An 18,635-nucleotide genomic window follows, 5' to 3' on the forward strand; every position below is an offset into this window, starting at 1 on the left:
GGTTTTCATTGAAGTTTTCAACTAAAATGAAATCTTAACTACAGAATTCAGCATTAACTTTAGCTATAGTCTGAGGTTTGACCGTGCGTTCACGAAGTGTCTCCGCAGGAGAATCGCTCTCCCCAATTAGTCTCACACAAACTGAGAATCAAAAACAGTCTCGTGCTTCTAGCCCGCCAATCGTGCCCAAACGTGCATCTGGCGGTTTTGCTCTCCTTGACAGCCTTCATCGCCACGGCGTTGATTATATTTTTGGTTATCCTGGTGGGGCAATTCTACCAATTTATGACGACCTGTATAAGGTGGAAGCAACTGGTGCTATTAAGCATATTCTCGTGAGACACGAACAAGGCGCAGCCCACGCCGCAGACGGTTACGCCCGTGCAACTGGGAAGGTAGGAGTATGCTTTGGCACTTCTGGTCCAGGAGCAACCAACTTGGTGACAGGGATCGCCACCGCCTACATGGATTCAATCCCAATGATTGTGGTTACGGGGCAGGTAGCACGGCCGTCCATTGGTACAGATGCCTTTCAGGAAACCGATATTTACGGCATTACGCTACCCATCGTGAAGCACTCTTATGTAGTGCGTGACCCCAAAGACATGGCGCGAATTGTCGCCGAAGCTTTCCACATCGCTAGCACTGGACGACCAGGGCCAGTTTTAATTGATGTGCCCAAGGATGTAGCTTTAGAAGAATTTGACTATGTACCTGTAAAACCAGGTTCAGTAAAGTTACGCGGTTATCGTCCCACCGTGAAGGGAAATCCCCGGCAAATTAACGCTGCAATTCAGTTGATTACTGAAAGTCGCCGTCCTCTACTGTATATCGGTGGTGGTGCGATCGCAGCTGGTGCCCATGAAGAAATCAAAGAACTAGCTGAATTATTCAACATTCCTGTCACCACCACCTTAATGGGGATCGGTGCATTTGACGAACATCATCCCCTAGCTTTGGGAATGTTGGGGATGCACGGCACTGCTTACGCTAACTTTGCCGTTAGTGATTGTGATTTGCTAATTTGCATTGGCGCTAGATTTGACGATCGCGTTACAGGCAAATTAGACGAATTCGCCTCCCGCGCGAAAGTCATTCACATCGACATCGATCCTGCTGAAGTCGGCAAAAACCGGATTCCCGAAGTGCCCATCGTCGGCGATGTGCGGAACGTTTTAGTAGACTTGTTGCGTCGCTGCAAAGAAACAGGCGTTAAGGCTACACCTAATCAAAACCAAGAGTGGTTAAATTTAGTCAACCGTTGGCGCGAAGAGTATCCTCTCATAGTGCCACATCACGCCGACAGCATTTCCCCCCAAGAAGTGATTGTAGAAGTCAATAGCCAAGCACCCAACGCTTTCTACACCACAGATGTGGGACAACATCAAATGTGGTCAGCACAATTCCTCAAAAACGGCCCAAGGCGCTGGATTTCTAGCGCTGGTTTGGGAACGATGGGTTTTGGCTTACCTGCGGCAATGGGCGCGAAAGTGGCATTTCCTGATGAAGAAGTCATCTGTATTAGCGGTGATGCCAGTTTCCAAATGTGTTTGCAAGAACTTGGTACACTTGCACAGTATGGAATAAATGTCAAGACAATAATTATCAATAACGGCTGGCAAGGGATGGTGCGACAGTGGCAGCAAGCCTTCTATGGTGAGCGTTACTCATGCTCCAACATGGAAGTAGGGATGCCAGACGTAGAGTTGTTAGCAAAAGCTTATGGCATTAAGGGTATGGTAATTAGCGATCGCAGTCAATTAAAAGATGCGATCGCCGAAATGCTGGCACACAAAGGGCCAGTAATCTTAAATGTCCACGTCACCAGAGACGAAAACTGCTATCCAATGGTAGTCCCTGGCAAGAGCAACGCTCAAATGGTTGGCTTGCAAAAGCTATCGCCCAAAGCAGCAGCAGAGCCAGTTTATTGTAGTAACTGCAATGCCAAAAATGCTCCTAACCACAACTTCTGCGCTGAGTGTGGGACAAAGTTGTAACACTTTTTGAGAATTAAATAGTTTTTATACGCAGAGAGATGTCTCTCTGCGTATTTTTTATGAAGAAATATTTATACCAATGTATTTTTCTCCATTATTTTGGGAATCCTAAATTTTAGGAAGCATTTTACTTCCTGAAATATCACGTAACTTTTAGAGGATAATTATGTCTAAACGCAAGTTGCCCAAAGGCCGTAGTATTAGTTCAGTTGCTCTAGAACCAGAAGTTGCGATCGCAATCCTTGGACTATTTTCCGCAGCAGCCGATGGTGAAGGTATTTCTTCAACAGAAGAATATGCTTTAAGTGAATTTCTCGGTCGGGTTGACTTATTTGAAGATTATTCTGAAGAAGACTTTGAAGAATTGACCGAAAAAGTCGTCAGTTTGATTGAAGAAGAAGAACCGGAAGATTTAATCGCCCAGTCCATCGAATCCTTACCCAATAGAGGCTATCGTGAAGCTGCATACATCACAGCTATCTTAGTGGTGGGGATTGATGAAGAAGTACCCGAAGCAGAACAAGATTATATCTCTGAGCTTCAGGAAGCCTTAAATATTTCAGACGAACGCGCACAAGAACTTATAGACGCAGTGTTTGGAGAAGAAGAGGAAGAAGAGTAATCCTTTTTGAATTGTAACCTCAGTCATCTACCATCATTAATTTGAGGCTGCTAATTAAGAGTATGAAATAATTTTGTTTGAGTTATTCAGATTCCCAACTTCATGAAGTTGGGAATCTTACACATTATCAAAATTAAACTGATAGAGTATTAATTAGAAATTGGTACATTTTTAAATGCAGCTGTATCTGGCACAAAAATGTCCAAATTATTGATACCATCGGGAACTCTTAGCCAGATATAAGCATCTGCGGAGGCTTGTGGGCGTACTTGAAACAAAGAAACGCTTCCTGTTGAACGATTAAGAGCAACTCCCTTGTAGGTTACACTAGTTTCAGGATTGCGGGCTGTTGTACTAGCAACCGATATAATATCACCACCAACAACTCCGTCTGTGGCAAGGCGACGAATACGCATTTGCAGATTTACCACATCACGGTTTCCAGTTTCTGGATCTTTAATTCGCTTTGCTGAAAGTAACTCAACTTCTGCCTTTTTGCCAAAAGCAGGCTGCACAAATTGACCAGGGCTAATTGCTGAAGTTGTAGGACTAATTGGCGATGGGGAGGCCGTTGCTTGGGGAGAAGTTGTAGCTGTAGGACTTGGCACTTGAGTCGGAATGGTGTTACTGACTGAATTAGTAGCATTTAGTGTCTGCCGTAAGGTGAAAACTTCATAAGCTACATAGCCACTACATCCCAAAGCCAAAGTAGATAGTAATACAGCTACACCAGATAAAAATGTACTCACACCGTTGCCTCGATTCCGTATTTCTGTATGTACAGGTTGACTTACGTTTCTATTTTGTAGTCCCATAAATTATGTTTGTGCGTAGGCGCAGCCCTTCGGCTGCGCTCAGGAACCACCCGTCGTAGACATCGCCCACATATGAAACATGTGAACATCTTCCTTATACTAGTTAAGTAACTTTACTGAGCCAATTCTTCTCTCTCCGGAAAGAAGTTGTTGGCAAACTAAAAATATCTATCTTTGGGATGGGGAGAATTGGTGAAACTTAAGACTTTCAATCAACCACTGGGTATTTTGTTAATATTCTTGACTAGCCAGATAGGATTTAGTTGTATTGCGAAAGCACAAACCCAAGTCGCGCCAACAACCAGTACAAAATCAATTTGCTCTACCCAACTGGGAACAGCTATAGATGGTGTCATCAATCGTCCTTTATTTAGTCGGGTGCGTTGGGGAATTTTGGTACAACCTCTGTCAACGGGGTCAACTCTTTATAGTCGGGATGCTCAGAAATATTTTATTCCCGCCTCTAACCTTAAATTACTGACAACAGCAGCTGCATTGCAGCAATTGGGTGCTAATTTTCGGATTCGCACCTCTATTTATCAGAATGGCAATGGTGTTTTACGTGTTGTCGGTAGGGGAGATCCCAGCTTAAGTGATACTCAACTGCAAACATTAGCACAGCAGCTAAAACAAAAAGGTATTACTCAAATTCAGAGATTAATAGCTGATGATAGTTATATTCAAGGTGATATTGTTAACCCCACCTGGCAATGGGAAGATGTACAGTCAGACTATGGCGCACCAGTCAGCAGCTTTATTCTCAATCAAAATATTTTTAGCTTAAAACTTGTACCGCAGGCTGTAGGTAAATCCTTACAAGTAGTGTGGATTGATCCTGGCGAGGCGAAACAGTGGCGGACAATTAATCAGTCAATAACGGTTGCCCAAAATCAACCAACTTACGTCAACGTTACCCGCGAATTATCAGGAACAGCATTACGAATTCAAGGACAACTAACAACAAATTCTGAACCGTCTTTAATCGATTTGCCTGTAATTGACCCTAATTATTACTTCTTACGACGCTTCCGTGCTGCTTTGGCAACAGAAAAAATTCCTTTGGGGCAAACATTAGTGGTAACTGGTGGTGTTCATCAAGAGGAAATAGCTTTTGTAGAGTCACCACCTTTATCTGAATTATTAATGGAAACCCTTCAGAATAGTAATAATCTTTATGCTGAGGCACTATTGAGAGCATTAGCTGGAGAAAAACCCAGAGTGAAAACTAAAACTAGCGTTGATGTTGGTTTAGAAGCTGTCAAAGCGAGTTTAACTCAATTGGGAGTTGATCCAGCAAATTATATTTTAGTAGATGGTTCGGGTTTATCACGTCGGAACTTAGCGACACCAGAAGCTTTTGTACAAACTTTGCGAGGGATGGCAAGAACACCAGCAGGATATGTGTATCGCGCATCTTTACCCGTAGCAGGTAAAATTGGAACCTTAAAAGGGCGCTTTCAAAACACATCTGCTGAGGGCATTGTGCAAGCAAAAACAGGTACATTAACTGGTGTAGTTTCTCTATCTGGATATATAAATGCGCCTAAATATGAGCCGTTAGTTTTTAGTATTATTGTGAATCAATCGGAGCAACCTGCAACTATTCTGCGTCAGGCTATTGATGAAATCGTTGTGTTGTTAACGCAGTTGCAGCGTTGTTAAGAAATATTTAAAGATGCAAAATTTTGTGTCTCTACATTTACTTACCCTGATAAATAATTATAGCGATCGCAGTATCAAACGATCAGAGATTGGTTCTGCCATAAATTATTGTCAAAAATTCTAAGTCCCATTATTACTAAATCTCGTTCAACGCTGTCAATTTCGGCAACTTTAGGTAAATGTCCCCAAGGTTGAAAACCAAATGTTTTAAAAAGGTTTAAACTAGGCTCATTGTGGGCAAAGATGAAGCCTAGTAGGGTATTTAAACCCAAACTACGGCTTTCGCTAATTGCTTGTCCTAATAGTTGTCGTCCCAAACCACAGCGATGAAATTGAGGGGCTATATAAATACTAATTTCAGCAGTCGTATTATAGGCGGGCCGCCCATAAAAGGATTGGAAACTAAGCCATCCAGCAATTACTCCCTCCACTTCGATTACCCAAAGCGGGCGTTGTGAAGGCGATCGCGCCCTAAACCAAGGAAGGCGACTTTCCACAGACACTGGCTCTAAATCAGCAGTTGCCATACAGCTAGGAATTGCAGCATTATAAATTGCCACAATTGCAGGTAAGTCAGTTTCAGTCGCATGGCGAATAGTCATTGCTACCGTCTCGGAAAAAATCTTGAGAAAATATTCAAAAATAATACAGCGTTACGCAAGCCGAAACACACCCTTCTCTCTTAGAAAAAGTCGTATCGTAGCGCCGCTTGGATAGTAGCCGCAGTTCCTCCAGTTCACCCACCAACAACTAAGACATCAAGAGTCGAAATATAGCGATCGCTGTCCTCGTCAAAATCATCCACAAGGCTTAGATTGCAAAGTTTGTCTTATCCTATATGGCTCTTATGGCTCTCATTTTATAATTCACCTCTAGAAATCAGCTTTTGTCCAGAATTTTGTATAAGATATCACGTATTTTTTTAAGTAAAGTATAGGATCTTGCATTTTACACAGGTGTATGCAAAGATAAATCCACATAAGTACTGCAAATCTATCGAATTACCGTACTAAATGGCATTCAATGCTTGCTTTTAAATCTAGCTGATTGCAAATGAAAGCGTTCGGCAAATATTAATTTGGCAATGAATCAAGGGAATTCCAAGAAATAAATTATCCCGCTTGAATTTGTTGATAATTAACTATCAACAGTTCGCAGCAAAGAATTACAATCGGATATTTTTTATTTTAGAGTCCCAAACAAAAATCAAAATTTACTTTAGTTAAATCGCCCTGACTGAAGAAGAAAGAATAATTTAAACGAAAAAACAATGTGGATTGTTAAACTTGCTCTTCGTCGCCCCTACACCTTTGTAATTACTTCTATACTTATTTTTGTTTTAGGAGTAGTTACTATTACGCGCATGGCAACGGACATTTTTCCAGAAATTAATATTCCTGTTGTCAGTGTAATTTGGTCTTATAGTGGTGTATCACCAGAAGAAATGGAACAGCGTATTGTTACGACTAGTGAACGCTCTTTTACAACCACTGTCAACGATATTGAACACATCGAATCACAATCACTCAATGGTGTTAGCGTCATTAAAGTTTTCTTCCAACCAGGAGCAAAAATTGAAGCAGCAGTAGCTCAACTTACCTCTAATACTCAAACAATTCTTCGAGGTTTACCTCCAGGAATTACACCTCCTTTAATTATTCGCTACAATGCCTCTAATGTGCCCATTCTTCAGCTAAGTGTTAGCAGCACATCCCTATCAGAGCAAGAACTTTACGATAACGGCAATAATTTTCTGCGGACTCAGCTAGCGACTGTTCAAGGTGCATCTGTACCATTACCTTATGGAGGTAAACCTCGGCAAATTATGGTAGACATTGACCCGCAGGCACTATTTGCCAAAGGTCTTTCAGCTACAGATGTCACAACCGCAATCAGCGCCCAAAATCTTATCTTACCTGGGGGAAATGCCAAATTAGGCGATCGCGAGTACAGTGTTCGACTCAATAGTAGTCCCCAAGTCTTAGACGCGTTAAACAATTTACCCATTAAACAAATTAACGGCACTGTAATTTATATACGTGATGTTGCCCAAGTCCATGATGGCTTTGCAGTACAGAACAATATCGTTCGTCGAGATGGACGGCGGTCTAGTTTATTAACTATTCTCAAAAATGGTAGTGCTTCAACTTTAGATGTTGTAGCTAGAGTCAAAGAAAGACTACCAAAAATTCAAGCTACATTACCTAAAGAATTAGATTTAGAAATCTTATTTGACCAATCGATATTTGTTAAAGCTTCCATCCACGGAGTATTAACCGAAGGATTGATTGCTGCTTGTTTAACTGCCGCGATGATTTTATTATTTTTAGGCAGTTGGCGTAGCACTTTAATTGTGGCAATTTCCATTCCTTTATCAATTCTTTGTTCTATTATTGCTTTGCGATTGATAGGACAGACTCTAAATATTATGACTTTGGGAGGTCTATCTTTAGCAGTTGGGATTTTAGTTGATGATGCCACAGTAGAAATTGAAAATATTCATCGGAATTTAGGACAAGGAAAACCTCTGCAACAAGCTATTTTAGATGGCGCACAACAAATAGCTGTTCCGGCTTTCATTTCTACCTTGGCAATTTGTATTGTTTTTATTCCAATTATCTTTTTAACTGGAGTAGCACAATCGCTATTTATGCCTTTAGGAATGGCGGTTGTTTTTGCTATGCTTGCCTCCTATCTACTGTCGCGGACAGTAGTACCAATGTTGGCAAAGTTTTTGCTTGCGAAGGAACTACATCTTTATACTGAACATGAAAATCTAGAGAATAACAGTAATGGTCATGTAATTACCAAAAAAGATATTTTCTGGCGAATTCATGAGCAGTTTAACCGCCAATTTGAGAAATTTCGCCAAAACTATCGAAATACTTTAGCCAAAGCTCTAAATCATCGCGGTGTAGTTTTTGCAATGTTTGGTGCTTTTTGGGTAAGCGCTTTAGTTTTACTACCTTTTGTCGGTCAAGATTTTTTCCCGCAAGTAGATGCAGGTCAGTTTCGGTTGCATGTCCGCGCTCCTGCGGGAACACGACTTGAAAAGACAGAACAGATTTTTACTCAAGTTGAAAATGAGATTCGCCAGGTTATTCCTGAGCAAGAATTAGAAATTATTCTTGACAATATTGGTTTACCTGTAGGTGGAGTCAACCTGGCTTTTAGCGACACAGCAACCATTGGCGCTGGTGATGGAGAAATTCTTGTAGGTCTTAAAGAAGGTAAACATCATTCTACTTGGCAATATGTTAGACAACTACGCCAAACATTAACCGCCCAATTTCCTGAATTAACCTTCTTTTTCCAACCTGCGGATATAGTAACTCAAATTCTCAATTTTGGTTTACCAGCGCCTATTGATATTCAGGTCATAGGCCCAGCTAAAAATCGTCGGGATAACTACAAAATTGCCAAACAAATCAAAAACCAAATAGCTCAAATTCCGGGAGCAGTTGATGTTCATTTACATCAAGTCGTCGATGCTCCAGACCTACGTATTAATGTAGATCGTTCTCAAGCACAACGTAGCGGTTTAACTCAACGAGATGTTGCCAATAACCTACTCACATCATTAAGTTCTAGTGGTCAAACATCACCTAATTTTTGGCTCGATCCTATTAAAGGAGTCAGTTATCTAATAGCAGTACAAGTTCCTCAGTACAAACTTAACTCGCTAGAAAAAATTCAGAATACTCCTGTAGCTAACGGTTCTAGCTCGTCACAACTTTTAAGCAATCTTGCTGTTGTTAAGCGTGGGAAAGCTCCTGCTGTTGTTAATCATTACAATGTACAGCCTGTATTTAATATTTACGCCAATGTTCAAGGTCGTGATTTAGGTGGTGTAGCCAACGATATTTATAAAATAGTTGGACAATTTCAGCAGAAGTTACCACGTGGCTCATCAATCATAGTGAAAGGCCAAGTAGAAACAATGAATTCATCTTTTCTAGGATTAGAAGTAGGATTGATATTTGCTATTGGATTAGTTTATTGCTTAATAGTAGTCAATTTTCAATCTTGGATTGATCCATTCATTATTATGATGGCACTGCCAAATGCTTTAGCAGGAATTGTTTGGATACTATTTGTGACGAATACAACGTTTAGTGTACCTTCTTTGATGGGTGCAATTATGAGTATTGGTGTTGCTACTGCCAATAGTATTTTGCTCATCACCTTTGCTAATGAGCAACGTCTAATAGGAGAAAAAGCTGTTTCTGCGGCTTTAGCTGCTGGTTATACCCGTTTGCGTCCAGTATTAATGACTGCTGGGGCCATGATTATGGGGATGTTGCCAATGTCTCTTGGTTTAGGAGAAGGTGGTGAACAAAATGCTCCTTTAGGACGTGCTGTAATTGGTGGATTATTAGCAGCAACAGTGGCAACTTTAATTTTTGTACCCGTAATTTACAGTATTTTGCGCCGAAAACAACCCCAAAATTTAGAGTTAGAGGAAGAACTATCCTCTACTATAAAATTAACTGTAGCCAATCGCTAAATTATTTGGGAATGATTAGATCCCCGAATTATTTAAGTATTTGGGGATATTAAAAAAACTTAGATTTTCATAAATCAACAAATCAAATAGAAATTCTCTAATATGGATACTCAAGAAAATACCCAAGTTGATAATTCTGATTTCACATCAATCGCAGCAACAACTAAAAAAAGTCGCTTCACTTCTATCACCATTATTGCTACGACTACTTTAGTTATTACTGGACTTTTAGCACTTGGCATTATACCTCGGTTACAACAGAAGTCAGAATTAAATGCTTTCGCTAAATCTACAACAAAAAAAGTTTCTTCGGTCAATATAGTTAAACCAAAAATTGCTGCTAATTTCACAGAGTTAGTCTTACCTAGCAGTATTCAAGCGAGCCAAGAAACCACTATTTATGCCCGTACAAGTGGCTATTTACAAAAAAAATTAGTGGATATTGGCGAACGTGTAAATAAGGGGCAGCTACTAGCTATAATTGATGCGCCGGAAACTGACCAAGATGTACAGCAAGCTCGTGCAGAATTGGCAAAATCTGAAGCTAATCTCGCTCAAGTTCAGGCAGATTTAGCACAAAAGCAAAGTAATCTTTCTCAGACAAAAGCTAACTTAAAAGCTAGACAGGCGGAATTAGCCCAAGCACGTACTAACCTAGAATTAGCACGTCAAACTTGGCAACGTTGGCAATTACTTCAAAAGCAAGGAGCCGTGACAACACAAGCTGCTGATGAACGTGAAAGTGCTTTTAATGCAAGTCAAGCTAATGTAGATACTTTAATTGCTCGCGTTAATTCAGACCAAGAAAGTGTAAATACTGCTCTTGCAGCTATTAATTCCCAGAAAGCTAACATTAATGCGTTTATCGCAAGTAGGAGTGTTAGTAAATCAGATTTACAACGGATAACTGCTTTACAAACATTCAAACAAATTGTTGCCCCTTTTGCGGGTGTAATTACTGCTCGCAATGTAGATTCCGGAGCTTTAATTTCTGCGGGTAGCAATAATAATAATGGAAATTCCTGGTTATTTAAGATTGCTCAGACAAATAATTTACGTATCCGAATTAATGTTCCCCAGGCTTTTGTGCAATCAATTCACACTGGACAAACTGCGCTTATTCGTGTTCGTGAGCTACCGAAAAAATCTTTTTCTGGTAAAGTTATTCGGACTGCTGATGTCTTGGATGCTACTTCTAATACCCTTTTAACTGAAATTGAAGTACAGAATTCAGAGAATGTGTTGCGTCCTGGGATGTATGCTGAAGTCACTTTTAAGACTGAACGTGCCAATCCACCTTTATTAGTACCAGCTAATACCTTAGTGATTAATGCAGATGGTATACAAGTAGCCACTGTGACAAAGGAAAAGAAAGTTAAGTACCAGAAAGTAGAGCTTGGACGAGATTATGGTACTGAAGTTGAAGTTGTTTCTGGTTTAAGCCCTAATGTTAGGTTAATTACTAATCCTACGGATGCTCTCCAAGATGGGAAATCGGTTCAGGTACTTGCATCTAAGCATAAGACTTCAATGCCAAGATAGTAGATGGATTGAAAAAATACGTAACAAAAGCAATACTTACTAGTTTAGATTTAATTCAATACGCTTGGGATTCAGATAATTTATCCAACCATAAAATTTGTAGAGATATTACAGTAGAACGTCTCTACACCCTTATGATTACTGGAGTTCCGACATATTTTGCCAGATAGCTTGGCATCAGACAAGATAATTTATTTTTTCGGATATTTCGTTTATGTAGTGTGTATTATAAGAGAGTGAATAGAAGTGACGGCGTAAAGCCCCACAACACAGGAGGAAGTAACCACGATGTCTAGATATAGTGTGCTTTCAGAGTCTGTAATGCCTCCAGAGCAAGAAGCGCAATCTATCAAAGAACTGGCTCGCATACTGAACGTTAAAGATTTTCAGGCGAAACTAGTAGGAACTAACGGAGAAGAAATTCCCATTCCTGATTTGGTGTATCAGGTGTTGCATCAGGCTGTTCATGCGATGGCATCAGGTAAAGTCGTATCTGTAGTAATTCAGGATCGGGAACTGACGACTCAACAAGCAGGAGACTTTCTGAAAGTTTCACGTCCTCATTTAATTAAGTTATTAGAACAGGGAGAAATTCCCCACATCATGGTAGGAACACATCGGCGTGTTCGTTTTGAGGATTTGGTGAAATATAAGAAACAGCGTGATAGTCAGCGTAGGGAAGGACTTAAGCAATTTACTCAGTTTTTAGAAGAAGAGGGATTCTATGATGACGACAGTAGCGAATTAGATCAGTAAAATGGTACTCTCGGTTGTTTTGGATTCCTGTGTCATCTACCCTATGCCTTTGTGTGATACCTTGATGCGTGCTGCTGAGGCAGAGTTATATGAACTTCATTTTTCACAAGAAATTCTGGATGGTGCTACTCGTAACCTTGTAAAAGATGGAAGAATAAAAACAGACGCTAAGGCAGCATACTTTCAAGAACAAATCAAGACAAACTTTCCTGATGCAATGGTGGAAGTACCAAAGTATTTAGTTGCAGCAATGACAAATCATCCAGGCGATCGCCATGTTGTTGCTGCTGCTATAGTTGTTAAAGCAGAAGTCATTGTTACTACTAACCTTAATGACTTCCCTCTAGAATCTTTAGCTCCTTATGAGATTGAAGCTTGGCATCCAGATGATTTTTTGGTTTACCTTGATGAGCAACATCCAGGAACAATGATTAAAATTATTTGGGAGCAGTCTAATGCCCTTAAACTTCCAAGGAGTGTTCCTGAAACCCTTGATAAGTTGGAAAAAAATAATTTAAAAAGAAAGAATAGAGTACCAAAATTTACTTGTAGTATTCGCTGCCAATTTTATTGTGACGAAATTGTGCAAACTGCCAAAAAAGCTTTGAAGAGTCAGTTTGCAAAGAAAGCGCCAGAAGGTGGTAGGTGCTTTGAGGGCGAACGGTATCGACTTTGGCAAAAAGAAGGAATTTTAACAATTACTGCTAAGGATAACCGGGGTGAGATTCTCAGGCTAAAGAATGGGATTATTGGTAGATATCTTTCAGCAGTGGATGTTGAGGCATTCCAAATCTTTGAACAAAACTTAGAGCAAAATTTAGAACAAGCAAAAACACAGAAATCACAAACTTGATAGCCTAACGTTGACTGCTAATGTTACATCTAGTATCGTTGAGTGGGGAAAAACCAACGTGAAAGCACAGGTATTTAGAGGCGTTAATCAACTTTCTTACGAAGATATCCCAGTTCCAACTGTGGAATCAGATGAAGTGCTGGTACAGGTGCGGGTTGTGGGGTTGTGTCAGTCAGATATTAAAAAAATTCGTTATCCACTTTATGAACCGCCGCGCATTTTTGGACATGAAACTGCCGGCACGATCGCAGCAATAGGCAATAATGTCAAAGGTTGGCAAGTTGGACAACGGGTAGCGGTGATGCACCACATCCCCTGTATGCGTTGCGCCTACTGCCTAAATGATAATTTCTCTATGTGCGATGTCTACAAAAACATCTCCACTACCGCAGGCTTTAACGCCAGTGGCGGCGGTTTTGCTGATTATGTCAAAGTTCCCGGACATATTGTGGAAAATGGTGGGTTAATTTCCATCCCGGATAACATCAGTTTTGAAGAAGCCAGTTTTGTAGAACCAACTAACTGCTGTTTGAAGGCGGTGAGAAAAGCTCAAATTGCTCCAGGACAAACTGTATTAGTTACTGGTGCTGGGCCTATTGGGTTAATGTTTATCATGTTGGTAAAGTATTTCGGAGCAAAAGCGATCGCTACCGATTTACTACCCTCTAGAATTGAGAAAGCCTTGAGTGTAGGTGCAGAAGCGGCTTTTGATGCGCGTGATGCCGATTTATCCGCCAAAATCTCTGCCTTAACTGGTGGACTAGGTGTTGATGTCACCCTGCTGGCGGTTCCGAGTGAGAAAGCTTTCTTTCAAGCACTTGATAGTACCCGCAAAGGCGGTAAAATCTTGTTTTTTGCCGAATTTCCTGATGAGGTGGAAATTCCCATTAACCCGAATATCCTCTACCGTCGAGAAATTGACTTGATAGGAAGTTATAGCTCATCTTATCGACTTCAGAATCTATCAGCCGATATTGTATTTAATCAGCGAATTGACGTACAAGCGTTGATTAGCGATCGCTATCCATTAAAAGATTTATCAGCAGCTGTTGAGCAAGCGATCGCACCCACACCAGATACTTATAAAATCTTAATTTATCCGTAAAAGGAAGATTAGGGAGATGGGAGAGTGTTAAAACTAGAATTTTAAAGCTCAAAGGTTCAAAGTTAACCTTCATCTCTCTCATTTTCCTCTTGTCCGCAACAAAATGCTTATTACCCTACTTTTCGTCGCTCTACTAGCTTTCTATGTCGCCTGGAATCTCGGAGCAAACGATGTCGCTAATGCGATGGGAACCTCTGTAGGTTCCAAAGCTGTCACCCTCAAGCAAGCGATAATCATTGCTGGAATATTAGAGTTTACGGGTGCTGTATTGTTTGGACATGAGGTAACGGAAACTCTCGCAACGAAAATTGCTAATCCCGCCTTATTTGCAGCTACACCCCAAATATTAGTTACAGGGATGGTAACGGTACTAATTTCTTGTGGTGTGTGGTTGCAAATTGCCACATCACGCGGTTTACCTGTATCCTCTTCTCATGCGGTTGTTGGTGCGATCGCAGGATTTAGTTGGGTAGCTTTGGGAGTAGGTGCAATTGATTGGCCATCAATTGGCTTAATTAGCATTGGCTGGGTTTTAACGCCGTTAATTAGTGGTGCGATCGCTGCTTTATTTTACAGTCAAATCAAGCACTGGATTTTGGATCAACCCAATCAAGTAGTGCAATTACAAGAATGGATTCCCTGGTTGAGTACTGTGCTGCTAGGTGTATTCGGCGTGATTGTATTACCATCGCTGACTCAACCGCTAACCAATTTTGTAATTGAGCAAGTTGGTTTCAAAATCCCCGCTTACGACATCCCACTGTTAACGGGTGCAATAGCAGCAGTTGGACTCACAATCATTAGTTGGCGACAATTGGGAGATTTGGGGAAAACAGAAAAGCCTACCCAATCCCCAATCCCCAATCCCCAGTCCTCAATACCCAATCCTGTAGAAAGATTATTCGCCCGATTCCAATTACTAAGTGCTTGCTTTGTCGCCTTTGCTCACGGTTCCAATGATGTGGGAAATGCGATCGCTCCTTTAGCTGCGATCGTCTACATCAATCGTACTGGTAGCGTACCTACAGATGGTCTTACCATTCCCCTTTGGATTTTAATCCTTGGCGGTGCTGGTATTGTTGGCGGTTTAGCTGTCTGGGGTAAAAAAGTCATTGCCACTATTGGCGAAAACATTATTGCCTTGCAACCTAGTAGTGGTTTTTGTGCCGAACTTGCTACTGCTACTACCATCCTCATCGCCTCCCGGTTAGGTTTACCAGTCTCCACATCCCACGCTCTCGTCGGCGGTGTAGTTGGCATTGGACTAGTGCAAAATATTAAGTCGATTAAGTTCCAAACACTAAAAGGTATTGCTGCTGCATGGCTAATTACAATCCCTGTGAGTGCTTTACTTAGCGCTGCCATTTTTAGCATCGCCCGAATTTTATTCCGCTAAGAATTATTAATATTTTCCTAACTTTTTCATCTACTAAATCTACTCAAAGTAGAACCCAAACTGCAACAACGCCAAAAAAGCGGGTTTTTGCAGAATTGCTGCTCATTCATTAGAATGTTGTGCAGGGGATAGCGTAACTTTGAATTTCCACAGAAAGATACTTTAATCTCCATTTAGAGATATAAACTGTCACACAAGTTACATTCCACAGAAATTTACAACTAGTTTCGCAAGTCAGATAACTTTTCGCCTAAGCACACGCATCTACAAGTCTTTGACAATTACTATTGGTAGCAAAACAATAAATATTTATTTGGAGTGAGATTTATTTAAAAGTAAAAATCTCATTGGCAAATATTATATTGATGTACATGCAACGGATCAAAAATAAAAAAGGTGTCATTTCAAGCTAGTTACAGCCATACGACAATCTAAAATCGTTCGACTGAGGAAAACCGGAGTCCAAAATCGAATGGCTAAATACTTAATCAATGCTGAAAAAATACCGATTATTAAGCAGTAAGGTACATTTGCTGCTTTGCCAAGTTGTGTTCAGTATGACAGAATTACGTTGAAATGCGGAAGTGCTGTTAAAATTTTTAATTTATCTGACAAAATACAGGAAATTAGGATGAGCGCCAATAAAGCGTACCGGAAGCAGCTTTATCGTCAAGGTGTTAGAGGTTAGAAGCTAATGGGGCGATTCGAGAAGCAACCAGAAAACCCAAGAGTCAGAGGCGAGCTATCTAGAGCAGCAGAAAATGCTCTTTGGGCTGTAGTTGAAGACTTAGAAAATCTTCAGCAGAATGTCCTCAGAGCTTTGCAGGAAGATGTAAAGCGACTTCAGTCAGAAAAAAATCGGTTATCCGATGAGATTCAAGGCTTGGTAGAGGAAAAAGAGCATTTACAACAAGTGCGCCAAATCACCGAACAGCAAGTCTTAATTCGCCAACTGGCAGAAGTTCTGGCAAAACATATATCTTCACAACTGCAATCCTCTCTGGCAAATTTAGCTAACCAAAGCATAGAGGGTAAGTCTTACGAACAAGCTGCGCTGAAGTCTGCTGAAGTGAGCAGCAATGTAGTAGGTGAAATTAATGAAAAAGTCGAACACATGTTTGACAGCCTGGATGACACCGTTACTGTTACTTTTAACTCGCTGCAACAGGAGCTAAAAAACTATCAAAGTAATCTTTCCCAACAGTTGTCGCGGATGTATAGCCAGCAACAGCAAGGGGAAACGATTTTGGCGGAGTTTGTTAACCGCCTGCATGGAGAACTAGAAAAAACTATAGAAGAAACTTCACGCAAACCAGCAGCAGGTACGCCTACTGTTTTGCAGTTTACTGAGCCAGAAAAAAACAATCCTTCTGAGACATCCCCGCCAAGCTTTAGCGAAGTAGTAAAAAATTCCTCTGAGCCAATTTCCGCGATCCCGAATCAATTTTTAGAAGAAAGAGAAACCACATTAGAGCCTCCCGTTGTTAGAGAAAACACCGCGAATACAATTTCTGTCTCCATCAAAGACTTGTTGGAAAGAGAAATAACATCAGAGCCTCCCATTGTTAGAGAAAACACCGCGAACCCGATTTCTGTCCCTAGCAATGACTTGTCGGAAAGAGAAACAACATCAGAGTCTCCCGTTGTTAGAGAAAACACCGCGAACCCAATTTCTGTCCCTATCAAAGACTTGTCGGAAAGAGAAACGACATCAGAGCCTACTGCTCCTGTAGTTCCGCCATCGCAGGAAAACGCTGCTGAACCCATTTCTGTCCTCAATAAGGATTTGTCAGAAAGCGAGACAACATCAGAGCCTCCTATTGTATCTGTGCCAAAGCCGGAAGTAATACAACCTCAACCTTTACGAAGAAGAAACGCTACTGAACCAAATTCTGTGATCCGCAGAGTATCGCAGAGTAAACCCAAATCACCACCTTCGACTGCGCTAGAGCCGCAGCCGCCAGCAAAACCCTCAGAATCGCGATCGCCTAATTCTTCTGGCTTTTCGCAGTTGCAAGTCGGTTTCTTGTTGATTGTCTTATCAGCAGTGATATCGTCGCTTTACAACATAGCCATCAAGGTTATTTTCCATGAAGGTTCCCAAATTTTCGGAGTAGTAGATGTAGAACGCTTGCTACCGCCGACTTTGGGCAATACTCTGTTGATTTTGACGCTCCGGTTTATGGTAGTAGTACCACTGATGGTATTGCTATCTCCCATGTTGCATCCAACACTATGGCAAGATTTAGAAAACTTGGCCGCTTCAGTGCGAGGAAATCCCACAGCTGCTAATACAGCTACCAAGCGGATTTTGCTATTGTCGGTTGTGAGTGGGTGCTTTTTGTTCTTGTCTCAAGTGCTAATCTACATTGCGATCGCTCAAGTCACAACTGGAATGGCGATCGCACTGTTCTTTATCTACCCGATGGTTAGTGGGTTATTGTCGTGGTTTCTGTTCCGCGATCGCCCTACTACTTTCCGCTTCGCTGCGATCGCTGCCATTTGCTGCGGTGAATTGTTAGTTTTAGGAGGTTCTCCCAACACCAGTATCGGTAATCCTTCAATAGGAGGCAGCACCGCCATTCTTTCGGGTGTAGCTTTTGCTGCCTACATAATTCTGACACGGGTATGTGCTAGCAAACTGCATCCCGTGACTTTTACCTTAATTAACTTCGCTACCATGTTGTTGTTGAGTTTTATCTGCTTGATGCTACCTTTACCAAGCAATTGGAACTTGATAGTTTTTGACTCCTCTAAAATGCTAGAACTGGTTTTAAGCGCATTTATCTTGGGTGTGCTGACTCTTGCTGGCTATTTGCTGAACAATGTTGGTATTAGTAAACTAGGTGCTTCGCGATCGGCAATTATCGGTGGCAGCATCCCAGTTTTAACAGTGATTTTCGCTGGGTTAATCATTCAAGAAAATTTAGATATTGTGCAGATTATGGGAGTGTTATTAGTAACCTTTGGCGCGGCTGCTTTCAGCCTAGAAACGATGCGAAATCAGCCTAAACCCTCTAGTAACACGAATTAAATGGCGAGTTTAATCAGTTTAGGTGTAATGGGTGCTAGTTTACCTTCTATCACTTTCACCATCAATCCTGACGCTAATCCGCCCAAGATCCCCGAATTCTCAAAGAATTCGGGGATCTTAAGTTTTCACGGTTGATTTAGGACTGCCGGATAGGTGCAGATAATACTTAATACAATACGCTTGGATTAAAGCTAAAAACTAAAACTGGCGTAGTGGTTCATGTCATTAATTTTGACGAGTAGATAAATTCTTCAATTTCTCTTCTTTCCTTCTTCCTTCTCTGCGAGACGCTGCGCGATCGCGCTTCGTTCTCTTATCTCTCAAATTTAATGGGACAGCTCGATAG

General features: G+C 41.1%; 12 protein-coding genes. 10 read left to right on the plus strand and 2 right to left on the minus strand.

The genetic code is table 11. The features are described 5' to 3' along the window. Positions 1-83: 83 nt before the first annotated feature. Positions 84-1,997: a biosynthetic-type acetolactate synthase large subunit gene (gene ilvB, locus FBB35_RS20620; protein ID WP_174711194.1), complete on the plus strand. Its 1,914-nt coding sequence runs from the start codon at positions 84-86 to the stop codon at positions 1,995-1,997. A gap of 166 nt (positions 1,998-2,163) precedes the next feature. Then, on the plus strand, positions 2,164-2,619 hold the full coding sequence (locus FBB35_RS20625) for a tellurite resistance TerB family protein (RefSeq protein WP_174711195.1): 456 nt from the start codon (positions 2,164-2,166) through the stop codon (positions 2,617-2,619). A gap of 149 nt (positions 2,620-2,768) precedes the next feature. Here the strand turns inward: FBB35_RS20625 and FBB35_RS20630 are convergent, their stop codons facing one another. Continuing rightward, the gene (locus FBB35_RS20630) at positions 2,769-3,368 is read right to left on the minus strand and encodes a hypothetical protein (RefSeq protein WP_174713722.1); all 600 of its coding nucleotides are present in this window, start codon (positions 3,366-3,368) and stop codon (positions 2,769-2,771) included. Positions 3,369-3,626: 258 nt separating this feature from the next. Here FBB35_RS20630 and dacB point away from each other — a divergent pair, with 258 nt between their 5' ends. Further along, positions 3,627-5,096: a D-alanyl-D-alanine carboxypeptidase/D-alanyl-D-alanine-endopeptidase gene (gene dacB, locus FBB35_RS20635; protein WP_254625638.1), complete on the plus strand. Its 1,470-nt coding sequence runs from the start codon at positions 3,627-3,629 to the stop codon at positions 5,094-5,096. A 74-nt stretch (positions 5,097-5,170) separates the two neighbouring features. Here the strand turns inward: dacB and FBB35_RS20640 are convergent, their stop codons facing one another. After that, a complete protein-coding gene (locus FBB35_RS20640) occupies positions 5,171-5,698 on the minus strand; it encodes a GNAT family N-acetyltransferase (protein WP_174711196.1) in 528 nt (175 codons plus the stop codon). Positions 5,699-6,366: 668 nt separating this feature from the next. Between FBB35_RS20640 and FBB35_RS20645 the strand changes: the two genes are divergently transcribed. From FBB35_RS20645 to FBB35_RS20675, 7 genes are all read left to right on the plus strand, one after another. Then, positions 6,367-9,603 carry an efflux RND transporter permease subunit gene (locus tag FBB35_RS20645; RefSeq protein WP_174711197.1) on the plus strand — a complete coding sequence of 1,079 codons (3,237 nt, stop codon included), beginning with the start codon at positions 6,367-6,369 and terminating at the stop codon, positions 9,601-9,603. Between the two features lie 102 nt (positions 9,604-9,705). Then, complete coding sequence (locus FBB35_RS20650) at positions 9,706-11,145, plus strand: efflux RND transporter periplasmic adaptor subunit (RefSeq protein ID WP_174711198.1); 1,440 nt, start codon at positions 9,706-9,708, stop codon at positions 11,143-11,145. A 288-nt stretch (positions 11,146-11,433) separates the two neighbouring features. Beyond that, complete coding sequence (locus tag FBB35_RS20655; RefSeq protein WP_174711199.1) at positions 11,434-11,901, plus strand: helix-turn-helix domain-containing protein; 468 nt, start codon at positions 11,434-11,436, stop codon at positions 11,899-11,901. A 1-nt stretch (position 11,902) separates the two neighbouring features. After that, on the plus strand, positions 11,903-12,754 hold the full coding sequence (locus tag FBB35_RS20660) for a PIN domain-containing protein (RefSeq protein ID WP_174711200.1): 852 nt from the start codon (positions 11,903-11,905) through the stop codon (positions 12,752-12,754). A gap of 58 nt (positions 12,755-12,812) precedes the next feature. Next, positions 12,813-13,859 carry a zinc-dependent dehydrogenase gene (locus FBB35_RS20665; RefSeq protein WP_174713724.1) on the plus strand — a complete coding sequence of 349 codons (1,047 nt, stop codon included), beginning with the start codon at positions 12,813-12,815 and terminating at the stop codon, positions 13,857-13,859. Between the two features lie 103 nt (positions 13,860-13,962). Continuing rightward, positions 13,963-15,255: an inorganic phosphate transporter gene (locus FBB35_RS20670; protein ID WP_174711201.1), complete on the plus strand. Its 1,293-nt coding sequence runs from the start codon at positions 13,963-13,965 to the stop codon at positions 15,253-15,255. 694 nt (positions 15,256-15,949) lie between these two features. After that, positions 15,950-18,289: an EamA family transporter gene (locus tag FBB35_RS20675; RefSeq protein WP_174711202.1), complete on the plus strand. Its 2,340-nt coding sequence runs from the start codon at positions 15,950-15,952 to the stop codon at positions 18,287-18,289. The last annotated feature ends 346 nt before the right edge of the window (positions 18,290-18,635 follow it).

It is taken from the genome of Nostoc sp. TCL240-02 (genome assembly GCF_013343235.1).
In the GTDB taxonomy this organism is placed as follows: Bacteria; Cyanobacteriota; Cyanobacteriia; order Cyanobacteriales; family Nostocaceae; genus Nostoc.